The sequence below is a fragment of the Bradyrhizobium sp. AUGA SZCCT0182 genome, from assembly GCF_018130185.1.
Classification (GTDB): Bacteria; Pseudomonadota; Alphaproteobacteria; order Rhizobiales; family Xanthobacteraceae; genus Bradyrhizobium.
The window spans coordinates 30,671-44,025 of record NZ_JAFCLY010000065.1 but is presented as its reverse complement, the minus strand read 5'-3'; the positions used below and the strand labels follow the sequence as shown (position 1 = coordinate 44,025).

The 13,355-nt window shown below is 62.1% G+C and carries 12 protein-coding genes; 3 read left to right on the top strand and 9 right to left on the bottom strand.

Annotated elements, in window-relative coordinates:
- Window positions 1-1,262 precede the first annotated feature (1,262 nt).
- Window positions 1,263-1,460 carry a hypothetical protein gene (locus tag JQ611_RS38845; protein WP_212468496.1) on the top strand — a complete coding sequence of 66 codons (198 nt, stop codon included), beginning with the start codon at window positions 1,263-1,265 and terminating at the stop codon, window positions 1,458-1,460.
- Window positions 1,461-1,514: 54 nt separating this feature from the next.
- Here JQ611_RS38845 and JQ611_RS38840 read toward each other — a convergent pair whose 3' ends face one another.
- The gene (locus JQ611_RS38840; RefSeq protein ID WP_249133809.1) at window positions 1,515-2,681 is read right to left on the bottom strand and encodes an acyl-CoA desaturase; all 1,167 of its coding nucleotides are present in this window, start codon (window positions 2,679-2,681) and stop codon (window positions 1,515-1,517) included.
- A gap of 534 nt (window positions 2,682-3,215) precedes the next feature.
- On the opposite strand from JQ611_RS38840, the gene JQ611_RS38835 reads away from it, so the two are divergent.
- Window positions 3,216-4,112 carry a LysR family transcriptional regulator gene (locus JQ611_RS38835; protein WP_212205530.1) on the top strand — a complete coding sequence of 299 codons (897 nt, stop codon included), beginning with the start codon at window positions 3,216-3,218 and terminating at the stop codon, window positions 4,110-4,112.
- A 7-nt stretch (window positions 4,113-4,119) separates the two neighbouring features.
- On the opposite strand, the gene JQ611_RS38830 is transcribed toward JQ611_RS38835, so the two are convergent.
- The 7 genes from JQ611_RS38830 to JQ611_RS38800 form a co-directional block, all read right to left on the bottom strand.
- A complete protein-coding gene (locus JQ611_RS38830; protein ID WP_212386820.1) occupies window positions 4,120-6,420 on the bottom strand; it encodes a PAS domain-containing sensor histidine kinase in 2,301 nt (766 codons plus the stop codon).
- Between the two features lie 205 nt (window positions 6,421-6,625).
- Window positions 6,626-8,014, bottom strand: coding sequence for a cation diffusion facilitator family transporter (locus JQ611_RS38825; protein WP_212468494.1), 1,389 nt, complete (start codon window positions 8,012-8,014; stop codon window positions 6,626-6,628).
- Window positions 8,015-9,417: 1,403 nt separating this feature from the next.
- Window positions 9,418-10,068, bottom strand: a complete 651-nt coding sequence (locus JQ611_RS38820) for a histidine phosphatase family protein (RefSeq protein WP_212386813.1) — start codon at window positions 10,066-10,068, stop codon at window positions 9,418-9,420.
- A gap of 154 nt (window positions 10,069-10,222) precedes the next feature.
- Window positions 10,223-10,723, bottom strand: coding sequence for a hypothetical protein (locus tag JQ611_RS38815; protein WP_212386810.1), 501 nt, complete (start codon window positions 10,721-10,723; stop codon window positions 10,223-10,225).
- A gap of 11 nt (window positions 10,724-10,734) precedes the next feature.
- Window positions 10,735-10,983 (bottom strand): hypothetical protein, encoded by a 249-nt coding sequence (locus JQ611_RS38810; protein WP_212263795.1) that lies wholly within the window; start codon window positions 10,981-10,983, stop codon window positions 10,735-10,737.
- 100 nt (window positions 10,984-11,083) lie between these two features.
- A complete protein-coding gene (locus JQ611_RS38805; protein ID WP_192734329.1) occupies window positions 11,084-11,320 on the bottom strand; it encodes a hypothetical protein in 237 nt (78 codons plus the stop codon).
- Window positions 11,317-11,481, bottom strand: coding sequence for a hypothetical protein (locus JQ611_RS38800; protein WP_192734771.1), 165 nt, complete (start codon window positions 11,479-11,481; stop codon window positions 11,317-11,319). The genes JQ611_RS38805 and JQ611_RS38800 overlap by 4 nt, the downstream gene beginning before the upstream one ends.
- Before the next feature lie 523 nt (window positions 11,482-12,004).
- On the opposite strand from JQ611_RS38800, the gene JQ611_RS38795 reads away from it, so the two are divergent.
- The gene (locus JQ611_RS38795; RefSeq protein WP_249133808.1) at window positions 12,005-12,322 is read left to right on the top strand and encodes a hypothetical protein; all 318 of its coding nucleotides are present in this window, start codon (window positions 12,005-12,007) and stop codon (window positions 12,320-12,322) included.
- Window positions 12,323-12,370: 48 nt separating this feature from the next.
- Here JQ611_RS38795 and JQ611_RS38790 read toward each other — a convergent pair whose 3' ends face one another.
- Complete coding sequence (locus JQ611_RS38790; protein ID WP_212468492.1) at window positions 12,371-13,219, bottom strand: SMP-30/gluconolactonase/LRE family protein; 849 nt, start codon at window positions 13,217-13,219, stop codon at window positions 12,371-12,373.
- Window positions 13,220-13,355: the final 136 nt, after the last annotated feature.

Here is a 13,355-nt window from a genome sequence, read left to right as displayed (position 1 = left end):
GAGCGCGTTATAAGCCGTAAAGCCATTGCGCAGGGAATGTCGGATGCTCTCCGCTGCCCTGTATGCTCGTGTGCAGCATTCTTATGCACAATCGCACATGAGACCGCGGGTGCAGCGCGCATCCGGCATTCCCTGCGCCCTCTGAATTTTGGGGGTGAAGAATTTGATAGCAAACCTCGGACGCACCGCGCCGCGAGAACGCGAAACTATATCCGCGTCGTCCCGGCCTAGTGCGCAATTGCGCACGGGGGGCCGGGACCCATACGCCGCGGCCCATCGGTAAGAGCGCCGGCATTAATGACCTTCCGCAACAACGAGCGTCACGGAGTATGGGTCCCGGCCTTCGCCGGGACGACGAGTGGAGAGAGCTGAGAAGCGCAACGACGTGCTGGGCTGTTTGAAATTTGAATCGGAAGCGCAATGAAGGCGAAGCGCCTTGGGGCAAGCAGCGCTTATCCGTGATGGCGCGCACAGCCGCGATCGTCGGCCGACATGAGGCTGCCGGTCCGACAACGGGTGGTCCGTTGCCGGACCAACCATGGAGACAGCCAATGACTTCGCACATTGTCACCGCAGCGACAGACCCGTGGCTCTAGACGTGAGGCGCGCTCGATCCGCGCAATCGTTCGACATACCAGAATGCCCAGATGGCAACGAACGAGAGGACGAATATCCCCCCGCATGCAAGGAACGTTGATCCAAAACTTGTTTCCATGACATCCTCCAACAGGGTTGATCGCTTGCAGCCCACCAGTCGATGTTGCGCATCAAGCTGGTTTCAAATCGCGCGGTAGCGGCGGACGTTCACTTGCCCGTCAGAGCGTCAATGCCGCTGACGTTTCACTGGGTCGGTCATTCCCGACAGCGCTTTGCGAGCGAGATCTCGTTCGCGGATCAATCGATCCATGAACTGACCTCGAACTGAGGCGGGAGTGTTACCGAACTCTCAGTCACCGAAGGGTGCCACGGGCAGGGCGGTGATAAGGCAGGATGCGCGCTATTACGCGAAAGTGCCAATCAATAGTGCTCATGTAAGCCAAATGTTTTTGACCGCGCACCATGGATGTCGGAACTTTTGCGCGCAAAGGCTAACAGAAGGCGGAAACTATTCCGCCAGCTTTTGTGGTGGGCGATGGCCCCGCAGCCTGTCCTGGGCCCGCGCGGCGCTCACGTGACGACAGTCACGGAAGAGTTGGCCTTGCCGGCATAGGTTGCAATCACAACGAGCGATGATCGCTTGCGCCAACGGATGGAGACTTGCCATGACCAAGGTCAATCATGAACTGAGCATCGACGAATTGGGGGTGATCAGTGGAGGCGGCTTGAAATCGGCGTTTGATAAGCTGCCGACGACCACGGTCACAGGCGGCTCCGGCTCCGGTGCGCCGGATTGGTGGAAGCCGTTCCCCGGCTATCTGACTATGGATTCGATCAGGGCGCTCGGCCCCATTGGATTTTGACGGTTTGAACGGCTCGCAGGCGGAATGGAGCCCAATCCATTCCGCCGCTTTTTCCTAAGCCCGCACCGCAATCAGCTGCGAGCCGACCGCGCCCAGCAGGAGCTGGTGCGCGCGATCGACGATTTCGTCGAGCGAGCGGGTGCGCGCAAACATGGCCTGCGCCTGCGCCAGCAATTCGTCGCGCGTGGGAATCCTCGGATGGAACGACGCCAGTACTTCGGCCGTTTGCGACCGGGCCTGGCTCAGCGTCTCCTGCAACGCCAGCAATTCGGACGAATGCAGCGCCGACGAAACGGCGAGCGCAATCCGCTCGGGATTGAACCATGCGACGAGTTCGTCGGCGGCGCGATTGATGACGCGCGAACCCAGCCGCTGCTCGTTGCGCAGCACCTCGGCGGGCGGCGTCTTCAGGTCCCGGACGACGCGAACGAATGACAGCGCCTTCAGGATATAAAAGGTGACGTCGATTTCCCACCAGCGAAAACCCTGGCGGGCGCTGCTCTGGTAGGCGTGATGGTTGTTGTGCCAGCCTTCGCCCATGGTGAAGAACGCCAGCAGCCAGTTGTTGCGGGAATCATCGCCGGTGACGTAGCGCTTGCGGCCGTGAACATGCGCCAGCGAATTGATGCAGAAGGTCGCGTGATAGAGCAGCACCGTGCTCCAGACGAAACCGACCACGAGGCCAGACCATCCGCCGATCAGGAAACAGGTGATCGCGAGGATCACGCTCGGCAGCTGTTCGAACCGGTGCAGGAACCTCAATTCCGGAAAGGCCGCAAAATCCGCGATCTTGACCAGATCGGTCAGGTCGTGTTGCCGGTAAAAAATCCATCCGACATGGCTGTAGAAGAAGCCCTTGTGGCGCGGCGAATGCACGTCATGTTGCGTATCGGAATGCAGGTGATGGTGGCGATGCTTGGCGGCCCACCACAGCACGCTCTTCTGGGTGGTGCTTTGGGCCAGGAACGCCAGCACGAATTGAAACAGCCGGCTGGTCGCATAGGACCGGTGCGAGAAGTAGCGGTGATATCCCGCCGTGATCGCGAACATGCGCAGCCAGTACAGCGTCACGCAGATCGCGACGGCCTGCCAGGTGATGCCGGTCCAGAACGCGGCAAAGCAGCTGAGGTGCAGCACGATGAACGGCAGCGCGGACGGGTACATGATGTCGTCATGCGCATCGGCGGTTTGGGCGTCGGCATTGTCTGACTTGTCGGACATGAAGTGCGTACTTGGCTCCCTGGCGCATGCCGGCCGCTGCCGGGCATGACTCACGGTTGATGGACGAGGTGATGATCGCATCCACCGGTTAAAGACCCGCTGAGGGGCCGGACGATGTTAGTCGAGAGTGGGCTGAGGCTCGTCAGTCACGCGCACTATGGGCGGGGCCAAGTCGGTCGGCCGAAGTTCGATCACCATAAATAGTTCCGGCCAGCCGGCGGCGCAAGGCAATGTCCGGTACCGATCCTGAGGCCGTGGGTCGCACTCCGGCCGAAAGGGGCGAGGGCAGGCGAAAGGGCAGGCGAAATGACGGCCGGCCCCGCGCCCTGATCGGAATTGGAATTGTTCCAAATTATTGGGAACCCGTTCCATGCCGCTCGCCCGATAGGACCTGAAAATCGGGCGATATCAGTATCCAATGAGCGCCGAAACCGTGTATCGGAGCTCGGCTTTTGACGTATGGGTCCAGCGGTGGCCGTGGTATTTGTCACCGCGGGACGATGGGGTTAACCGACCAGATTCACTGAGGCCTTCTTGCTCGATAAGCTTGAACTATTGCTGGCGCTCGCAAAGGAGCGGCATTTCGGACGCGCCGCCGAGGCGTGCGGTGTCACCCAGCCGACCATGTCGACGAGCCTCAAGCAGCTCGAGGAAATCCTCGGCGTCATGCTGGTGCAGCGTGGCTCGCGCTTTCAGGGTTTCACGCCCGAGGGCGAACGCACGCTCGACTGGGCGCGGCGGATCGTCGGCGACACCCGCGCCATGCGGCAGGAGATCAACAGCCTCAAGGACAAGCTCTCCGGCGAGATCAGGCTGGCGGCAATCCCCACCGTGCTCGGCATGGTGGCGCAGCTCACCACGCCGTTCCGCGCGCGCCATCCCGATGTGCGTTTCCAGATCCGGTCATGCACCTCGGCCGAGGTGCTGGGGCTGTTGGAAAATCTCGAGGTCGACGCCGGGCTGACCTATATCGAGAACGAGCCGATCGGCAAGGTTCGCACCATTCCGCTCTACAACGAGAGCTACCGCCTGCTGACCGCGCCCGATGCGATGTTCGGCGATCGCAAGCAGGTCACCTGGAAGGAAGTCGGCCAGGTGCCGCTGTGCCTGTTGACGCCGGACATGCAGAACCGCCGGATCATCGACCGCGCGCTGACGTCGGTCGGCGCCGAGGCGATGCCGACGCTGACGTCGAACTCGCTGCTGGTGCTCTATACCCACGTCAAAACCGGACGCTGGGCCAGCGTGATGCCGGCGAAGCTGGCGGAGACGTTGGGGCTGGCGGATACCGTCCGCAGCATTCCGATCGTCGATCCCGTGGTCGATTACAGCATCGGCATGGTGATCCCGCAGCGCGATCCGATGACGCCGCTGATCGCAGCCCTGGTGCAGATCGCCCGCGAAGTCGCGCCGACCCTGGAATCGGCTTGAGGGCCGGCTACGCCGCGACCGACAGCTTTGCGCTCGGCTTTTGCGGCTCGCGCGGCAGCTTGATCCGCACCACCGTTCCGGTGCCGAGCTTGGAACGCAGCCGCATCGTTCCGCCGTGCAGACTGGTCAGCGATCTCGCGATGGCGAGCCCGAGGCCCGAACCCTGATAGGTCTTGGTGAGCTGGCTCTCGACCTGCTCGAACGGTTTGCCCAGCCGCCGCAGCGAATCCGGCGCGATGCCGATGCCGGTGTCGGCGATCACCAGCACGATGGAATCGCTGAGCACCTGGCCGCGCACGGTGACCCGGCCGTCGTCGGGGGTGAATTTGACGGCGTTCGACAGCAGGTTGACGAAGATCTGCTTGACCGCGCGGCGGTCGGCCATGACCGAGATGGTGCTTTCGATATCGGCGTCCAGCGTCAGATGCTTGTCTTCCGCGCGCCCGGACACCACGCGCAGCGACTCCGCCAGAATGTTCGACAGGTCGAGCGGCTCCATGTCGAGCTTCATGCGGCCGGCCTCGATCTTCGACATGTCGAGGATGTCGTTGATGACTTCGAGCAGATATTTTCCCGATGTCAGGATGTCGTGGCAGTACTCCTGGTATTTGTCGGAGCCGAGCACGCCGAACATGCCGCTACCCATGATCTCGGAGAAGCCGATGATGGCGTTGAGCGGGGTGCGCAGTTCGTGGCTCATATTGGCGAGGAACTTTGATTTTGCCTGGTTGGCTTCCTGGGCGCGGGTCCTCTCCTGCGAATATTTCTCGGCGAGGTCGGCCAGTTCGGATTGCGAGCGCTTCAGATCGAGCACGTTGGCGCGCATCCGCGCGTCGTTTTCGACCAGCTTCTGCTCGTGTTCCTTGATGCGGGTAATGTCGGTGCCGACAGAGACGTAGCCGCCGTCCTTGGTGCGGCGTTCGCTGATGTGCAGCCAGCTGCCGTCGTCGAGCTGGGCTTCGAAGGTGCGCGCTCCCGGCGCTTGCGCGCCGGTCTCCTGCAGCCTGGTGCGGACCTCCGGCATGCTGCCGACTTCGATCACGGTTTCATAGGAGGTGCCTGATGTCACCGCCGAGTCAGGCAGTTTGTGCAGGCGCTGGAAATGCGAATTGCAGAGCACCAGGCGGTCTTCCGCGTCCCACAGCACGAAGGCTTCCGGAATGGTCTCGATCGCGTCGCGCAGCCGCAAATCCGCCTCGACCGTTTTCTCGGCGAGGCTCTTCTGTTCGGTGATGTCGACCGCGATGCCGATCAGATGCAGGCCAGAGTCGGCGGCGGCCTGGCTGAGTTCGCAGCGGACCCGCAGCCAGATCCAGTGACCGCCGGTGTGCTGCATGCGGAAGGTCTGGTCGATATGGTCGAGCTTGCCGGAGATCAATTGGTCGGCGATCGCGAACAGATCGATGTCGTCGGATTTCACCAGCGCGTTGACTTCGCCGAACGTCAGCAGATCGTTGCGGGAGTCGAGCCCGAGCATCGTGAACATCGACTGCGACCAGAAAATGCGCCCGCGCGACAGGTCCCAGTCCCACAGGCCGCAACGGCCGCGGTTGAGCGCGGTGTCGATCCGGCCGCGCACCGCGTCATTGATCAGGTCGCCCTCGCGGGCGCGGGTCGATTGCCAGTGGAACGCAAAGCCGAGGATCAGCACGACGAAGCCGGTGGTGGCGGACAGCGTCATCGACAGCGCCGCGTCCGATCCCCACAGCGGATCGCTCTTCTCCTGGATCACGATGACCTGGCCGGGCAGCGCCTTGACCAGCCGCGAAATCGCCAGCGCGCCGTTGCCGCTCGGCAGCGTCATGTCGTTGACGACGCCCTGCTGAGCCGGCGCGGCGAGCAGTTGCGCGGTGGAGATCACGTCGAGCACGCGGTCGCTTCCGCTCAGGCCTTCGACCGGAATCCGCGCCAGCACGCGATGCTCAACCCCGGTGATGATGAAATGGCGGCCGGCCGCGTTGCCCCAGGAGGGAATGAGTTCGGGCAGCAGGCTCTGCAGCCGGTCGATGGTAAGGGCGCGATCCTGCCGGACGGAGGCGAGGCGATCGATGCGTTCGGCCATGAGGTCGGTGACGGCGGCGAGGTCGCGCTTCATGGCGGCGCGCTTCTGCCGGGTCTGGTCGATCACCTGCACGACCGCGCCGAGGCAGATCGTGATCAGGAAGGCAATGATCAGGGTCGGCACGGCGCGTCGCAGCGCCGGCTCGGCGATGAGCAGCCTGTGGTAAGCCGGTTTAGCGATCGATTGCGCCAATCCCTTGATCGAGTCGGATTGGACACACGCGTTCGCCGCATGCGCGCGCGCCATGCTAATAAACCCCCGCCGAAATTAATTTTTTCACATCGTTCGGAAGAACCCCACGTCGTTTCCGAATCACAGCGATTTGAATCCGTTTTTCCCGGGCTGTCGAGAGTCAACGATTCGTTAATATGAAATAAATCTTGTCCAACGGCGAATCGGGGACTCCAAAAAGAGTCCGAAACAGGAACGCGTCCGTACTACTACGTCCAACTCACAGATAAGGCGGTTCGGCGTGGCTGATCACGCGCTTGATGGTCGGGAAGGCGCGCCGCAGCGCGCGCTCGATCTCGTCGACGTTCTCATGCACCTTGATGACGCTCATCGACGGCGCGGCGCGGCAATGGAAGTTGACGATTTCGCCGGCGTCGGTGTCGCGCACCCGCACATTATGGATGTCGTGGATGGCGCCGTTGGCCGCGAAACCGGCCAGCGCCGCCTTGATGACTTCCACCCGTTCGGGTGAGGCGTCGGTGCCGTGGGGCAGTTCCGGCTCCAGCGGCTCGATATGGGTATCGACCTCGACGTCCTCGCCAAAGTCCTCGCGGATGCTGCGCTCCAGTTCATGGGCGATGTCGTGCGCCGCTGATAGCACCATGTCGCCGTCGACTTCGAGGTCGATGCTGACCGTCAGCCGGCCGCCGAGATCGTGCACCGTGACATGGTGGACCGCGAGGCCGGAATTGCGCGCGATCACCATGATGCGCTCGCGCACGCTCTCATTGTCGCGCGCCACCGGCACCGCGGTGAACGTCAAATCGGCATCGCCGAGCGCCTGGCTCACCGCCGCCTGCGCGGTCCGCTTGATCGCCTCGACCCGGTCGATCGGGGTGGTGCGCGGCACGTTGACGATGGCGTCGATGAAATGGGTCGGCCCGACCATGCGCACGCGCAGGCGCTCAACGCCGACCACGCCGGGTACGGCGCGGATGGCCACGGTGGCTTTTTCCGCCGCGCCTTCCGGGGCGCGGTCGAGCAGGGTTTCGATGGTGGATCGTCCCAGCCGCAAGCCCAGCAGCGATATCATCACGGCGACCGCGATTGCCGCCGCCGTGTCGCCCCACGCATAGCCGAAGCCGGTCAGCACCAGGCCGATGATGACGGCGATCGAACCCAGCACATCGGAGGCAAAATGCAGCGCGTCGGCGGCCAGCGCCTGGCTCTTGGTTTCGCGCGCGGTGCGATGCAGCGCCCGCGCCCGCCAGAAATTCACGCCGATGTCGATCACCAGCACCACGAAGGGCACGGCCGAGAGCGTCGGCGGCGCGGCGCCTTCGCGCAGGCGGCTCCAGGATTCCACCAAGATGCCGCCGGCCAGCACGTAGAGCAGCGCAATGACGAACAGCGCCGACAGGCTTTCGAACTTGCCGTGGCCGTAGTGATGTTCCGCATCGGCCGGCTGGTCGGAAACGCGCACCACCAGCCAGGTGATGATGGTCGCGACCACGTCGACCGAGGAGTGCAGGGCCTCCGAGATCAGCGCCAGGCTGCCGATCGCAATCCCGACCGCGAATTTCGCCGCGGCCATGCCGGCGCTGGCAAAAATCGAGATCGCGGCGACGTTGGTCTTGAGGCTGGAAACGCGGGCGTGAGTTAATGTCATGAGCGGCGGTTTAGCAGGGCGTCCGTCAACATCAAGCGCCCATCCACAGCGCCAGTCGCAACTGGTTTGCAGGAGCAGGTTTGTTGCGAATTGTTCCGAGTTGAATGTGCTGACATGCGAAGGCTTATCCGTCTTGTCGTCCCGGCGAACTCAGATGCGCAATTGCGCATCGGGGGACCCATACCGCGTGATCTCTCGGTGAAGCCTCGGTAGCAGAGACTTTTCGCAAAACTTCTCCCTGTGGTTATGGGTCCCGGCCTTCGCCGGGACGACGTGGATATGTGTTCGCGATCTCGCGACGCATTGCGCCCGAGGTTGGCCAGAAATCCTTGCCCTCTCAAGTCGAGAGGGCGCAGGGAATGCCGGATGCACGCTGCACCCGCGGTCTCGTGTGCGGTTTGCACAAAGGAAAGTGCACACGAGCATACAGGGCAGCGGAGGCGATCCGACATTCCCTGCGCAATGGCTTTACGGCTTATGCCGTGCTCTCCCCGGTGAACGAGTTCCTTTTTGTCACCGTCGTCTGCGAATTGACGGCTCATCGAGACCCGGTCGGGTTCGACTTGCCTCCGCAAACTTGACACCAGCAACGGGTGCCAGGACCACACGGTTTTGCCGTACGCAGCATTCCCGTCTTCGCCTTTGGCTTCGCCGGGCAGGGCCCGTCTTCGCTTTCAGGTCCATTCGGGCGTTGGCATCGCTCGTCCTGCGCGCCGTGTGCCGCTCATGAGGTTCATCTCACCCTGCAGCCACCTATCGCGCGCGACGCTGCTGCGTCCACCGCACGCCGTCCCACGTTCGTGACGATCGCGAGCGCCCCTCTCATTGGGACGGGATGGATGAGGTGTGCAGGTGATTTGGGGGTGGCGTCAAGCGGAATTTCTGGAAAACGGAATTTTGTCGACGCTGGTGGGCTGCTGAGCCTCGCTTGAGAGTATTGGAGTGCGTTTAATCACGCGGAAAGGCGTGGTGAGAAGGGAATATTTTCCCGATGTGCACTCGCCGATGGTTACCATCGGTCGGGTAGGAGAATCATCGTAAGCTTGGTCGCGAACCGGCGGGTACAGCGAAAGGCAACCCAGAATACAAAAACGAAATCTTCGAACTCTTGTTGAGCAGAGAGCACGTTTGCAGAGCGATGAGTGAGAGGGATATCGACTTCATGCGTAAAACAATTCCCTTCTTCCGAGGCGGGAATGTCATGACGCTTCCTGATCCAACCAGCAAACTATTTGGGTCCGACGGTTAGGGCCTTTTTCACTGCCTTCTCAAACTCTTTCCCGCTCTCATCAAAGCCCTCGCATTCGAGCGGTTTCTTTGAATCGCTCGAATGCTTTTTATTCTTCTTAAGCTGCGGCCTAGCTTTATCTAGCATTCAAACCAAGACGGCGGATTACGCTACGCTAATCCGCCCTGCCGATCCCATCCCCGCCATCCGCAAAATGTGCGACGTCACCGAGCGTCCGCACCGTCCGGCTCTTCCAAAACTGGTCCTGCTGCAGATGGGTGATGCTGCCGGGCTTGCTTGCGAAGTTTACGTAGCCGGCGGCGTCGATCGGCATTTTGATCCATGCCGCGACGACGAAGGTCAGGGCGAAACCGTGGGTCACGATGATCTGGGTGCTGCATGGGCGGCCCACGATCATCTCGGTTGCCCGGTAAATGCGATTTGCAAACTCTCGACGCGTCTCGGCATTCTCGATGCCGCCTCGATGGTCGAGGCGGTTGTCGTCCGGGGCGACGGTCTGGTGAGCATCGAGCCAGGCTTGCGGCTTGCCTTCGGCCACTCCATAGCTGATCTCGCGCAGGTCCGACGTCCGAACAACCGGGCCAGCGATCCGCTCGGCGACGATGTCGACCGTCTGGGAGCAACGAAGAAGATCAGAGCTGTAAATTTCAGTTTGCTGAGCACCGACGAGCGATGACAGACGCTCCGCGAGCAGTTTCGCCGCCGCGCGCCCATTTGCGGTTAATGCCGTATCGTACCAGCCCCCCACGAGGTGTTCGACGTGGTGAACAGATTCCGGGTGGGAGACGACGAACAGATTCTTCATAACGCAGGATGCCTGGGCGGGATCTGCATGGCTTCGCCGGAAGCCGGCCTGACTCCAGGAATGTTATACTACCAGTGCGTAGGGCAAAGGCGTAGTCCGCCGCTGCATTTCAAACAAGATGCCGGATGACACTACGCCAATCCGCCGACGTGCGCTAACCCGCCAGTTTGAGCGCGCTGGAGATTTCAGCAAGCGTCGCCTTCTCGGTATCGCTGACCACAACACCGCCAATACCGAGAAATCCACCCTCGGTGGATGCCTCGGCGACATTTTCGCTGATCTCGCGCAACCAGTTCTTGAATGCAGCAGCGTCGCCGGGCGCTTTGGCGCTTAGGACGCCGTCGACTTTTTGCAGGATTTCGATGCAGGCGGTCTTGACCTCGGAGGGCTTTTTGCCGCTGAGGCTTTCCTTCAAACCGTCGCGCGCCACGGCTCGCCCCTCGCTTGTTGCGAAATCATCGACCACGGCCTTGATGAGCGGATTGGAGCCCGTGTCCATCTTCGTCTTCGCCAGCATTTTTCCGCTTGCGAAACTCTCCTGGAGCAGGCCCCAAAGCCCGCTTGGCTCGGCGGCCGTTACGGCAAGGCCGGGCGCCATTACGCTTTCCAGAAGCGTTTTCCATTCGTCGGCGGTAAAGGTCGATTTGTCGGCCATGAATTTTCTCCTCACCGTCGCCTGGCTACTGCGACGCCGAGCAAGAAGGCGACCAGGAGAGATCCGAGCGGAGCTTCGCGTGCAATGTTGCTAAGGATGCTTAGCGGCATACCGGGTTTTCGGCCGGTCTCGATGGCGTCACTGACCCGGCTGGCCGCGCCTTTGACGGCGTCAGAGACTTCCTCGATCGTGGATTTGGATTCGGGGATCGGATCCAGGCCTTCGTAGATAAACGGTTGGGTGGGGGCGTCGTCGGTCATGGTTTGAACTCCGGATCATTCCCAGCCAATCGATCAGCCGGCTATTGGTTCCTCATCGCAGCGGGCGAGCCAAAGGATTCGGAGTCATCGATCGGGCACATCACGGCGTATCCGGCTTGTGAGTTGGATGCGATTTCCGAACGGGTCGCACTTTGGGCGTGCGAGGCAACTCCGCGAACTCGGACGAGTGGTAATCGCGTCCTTCGGGCGTGGTGATGTAGATGTCGTAACAGCCGGTTCGCGACATTTCCCGCGCTTTCTTGAGCGCGGCTTCGGCAGTCTTCCTGCGATGGATCAGTTCGCCGTGCTGGCACTTGGCTTTGATGGAAAAGCTCATTTCTTCTTCTTTTTCTTCTGCTTCTTCTTGATGATCTCGGCCTGGGCTCGAAAGGCGTGCGCCAGCGATCGCATCTGTTCGGCGGCATAGGCGTCAACGGCGCTCGCCGCGACCCGCTCCGCGGTGGCTGCCTGCTGACGGATGGCCTTGGCCATTTTCATGGAAGGTCAATGTCTTGCCCGTGGTGTGGTTCCAGGCGGCAGCGTCGGGCGCGGTTTCGCGTGTCCGGCAACCGGGAAGCGCGTGCCGCCAAGGTCACGGCAAGCCTGCAAGGCATTCGCGGGGAATGCAGGAGCTTCTGCAAATCCAGTGCCGCCGAAACCCAAGGTGAGCAACGTAGTCGGCAATTCAGGAGTAGGAACGTTTAGTGAACAAAGGGTATCGGTTGCAGTAGAACTGCTTGAATTTTGGCGATATTCTCTTCGCCCTCAAGCAAGAGCGCGGGCGCGCAGCGCCCAAAGAGGTGGAGTCTGATTAAACTCGATTACGAAGACTCACTTTTGGACAAAGGGAGTAGTAGTGATGGTACAGTCTATAGTTGAACGGGTCTCGAGCGTCATTGATCTGGAGGGCGAAATCGAGGCCGAGTTTCGAAGAAGGCCGCCAGTTCACGAGCCGCGGCCCGCCATTTTCTCGCCGCCAAGGGTACGTGAGCCCACCGTGTCCATCGCGGACACCGGGTCGATGCCAGATTATGTCGAGCACCGCGAGGGAGCCACGGAAATCGGCAAGCTGACGGCGGAAGCCATTGTCCGCGAATACGAAGCTGCCGCGAAAGACATCGAGTCGATGGGCGCGGAACTGATCGAGCGCGTCAAGCAATGCGAAGCGATGACCCGCGATGCGCTCGCCGTGACCCTGGAGATGAGGGAAACCGCAGCCCGCTACCGCGAGGAGGCCAAGCGCATCTTCGTTCAGATCGAGGACTGTTCGCTGATGACGGCGGAGGTCCGCAGGACCTGCACCGAGCTCAAGGACAGAATCGCCACTCCGGTGGTTTGATCCCGCTTCAGGCCCGCTTGAACGTTGGTTCGGTGCGCGGCCCTGCGCTCAGGGATTACCCGCGCCCGGAATCTCCACCTCGATCGCATCGACCCGCGACGACGATTTCCGTTGCCGCAGTTCCTCGTACGACGTCGCGGCGCTCAGGCAGAACAGGGTTTTGCGCTCGGGGCCGCCGAGCACGCAGGCAAGCGCCCGGCGGCCGGGCACTTCGATGCGCTGCAGTTCGCGGCCCTCGCGGTCGAGCCGGATGAAGGCGTCCTCCTCGAAGGCCGCGACCCACACCGCGCCATCAGCGTCGAGGCAAATGCCGTCAGGGGATTTCATGCTGCCGAAGCGCCCGCGAAGCTTCAAACCGCCGTCGGGTGCGATGTCGTAATCGGCGAGGCAGGCGCCATCCATCTCGGCCACGACGAGGCGGTCGTTTTGGGGCGAGACCGCGATGCCATTGGGAAATCGCAATCCGTCGGCCACCACGCGCCGTGCGCCGTCAGGCATCACCAGGATGATGCGCCCGGGCGCGCCGCGATCCGGCGGCGGCGGCAGGTCGAAGCCGAGATCGCCGACATAGGCGCGGCCGAGCCCGTCGACGATCATGTCGTCGATCGTGCCGGTCGCGATGTCGGACAGGTCGGCGTAGGGCGACAGCTTTCCGTCGGAAAAGGTCAGCAGGCGCTTTTGAAACATCGTCAGTACGATCAGCCGGCCGTCCGGCATTACACCGAGGCCGCACGGCGTGTCGTCGAATGTCGCGTGCTGCCGGCATTCGCCTGCGGGCGCAAGGCTGAGCAGCGTCCGTTCCATGCAGTCGACGAACCACAGCCGCCCCGCATGCCAGCGCGGCCCTTCGAAGTAGCGGCCGCCGTCGTGGATGGTGTGGGGGGTGGATGAGGTCATTGCGTTCGCCTGTGCGAAGGACCTGAGGCCCGCGGTCCCCGGACGCTGCGCAGCACGAAGTGGTGCGCTGCAGAGCCGGGGTCCATCGGCGCGTGGGTCCCGGCTCTGCGGAGCAGCACTGCGTGCTGCACCGCGT

Coding starts and splice junctions, on each gene's coding strand:
- JQ611_RS38845 (WP_212468496.1), top strand. CDS start 1,263: ATGACCAAGGTCAATCATGAACTGAGCATCGACGAATTGGGGGTGATC.
- JQ611_RS38840 (WP_249133809.1), bottom strand. CDS start 2,681: ATGTCCGACAAGTCAGACAATGCCGACGCCCAAACCGCCGATGCGCAT.
- JQ611_RS38830 (WP_212386820.1), bottom strand. CDS start 6,420: ATGGCGCGCGCGCATGCGGCGAACGCGTGTGTCCAATCCGACTCGATC.
- JQ611_RS38825 (WP_212468494.1), bottom strand. CDS start 8,014: ATGACATTAACTCACGCCCGCGTTTCCAGCCTCAAGACCAACGTCGCC.
- JQ611_RS38820 (WP_212386813.1), bottom strand. CDS start 10,068: ATGAAGAATCTGTTCGTCGTCTCCCACCCGGAATCTGTTCACCACGTC.
- JQ611_RS38815 (WP_212386810.1), bottom strand. CDS start 10,723: ATGGCCGACAAATCGACCTTTACCGCCGACGAATGGAAAACGCTTCTG.
- JQ611_RS38810 (WP_212263795.1), bottom strand. CDS start 10,983: ATGACCGACGACGCCCCCACCCAACCGTTTATCTACGAAGGCCTGGAT.
- JQ611_RS38805 (WP_192734329.1), bottom strand. CDS start 11,320: ATGAGCTTTTCCATCAAAGCCAAGTGCCAGCACGGCGAACTGATCCAT.
- JQ611_RS38800 (WP_192734771.1), bottom strand. CDS start 11,481: ATGAAAATGGCCAAGGCCATCCGTCAGCAGGCAGCCACCGCGGAGCGG.
- JQ611_RS38795 (WP_249133808.1), top strand. CDS start 12,005: ATGCCAGATTATGTCGAGCACCGCGAGGGAGCCACGGAAATCGGCAAG.
- JQ611_RS38790 (WP_212468492.1), bottom strand. CDS start 13,219: ATGACCTCATCCACCCCCCACACCATCCACGACGGCGGCCGCTACTTC.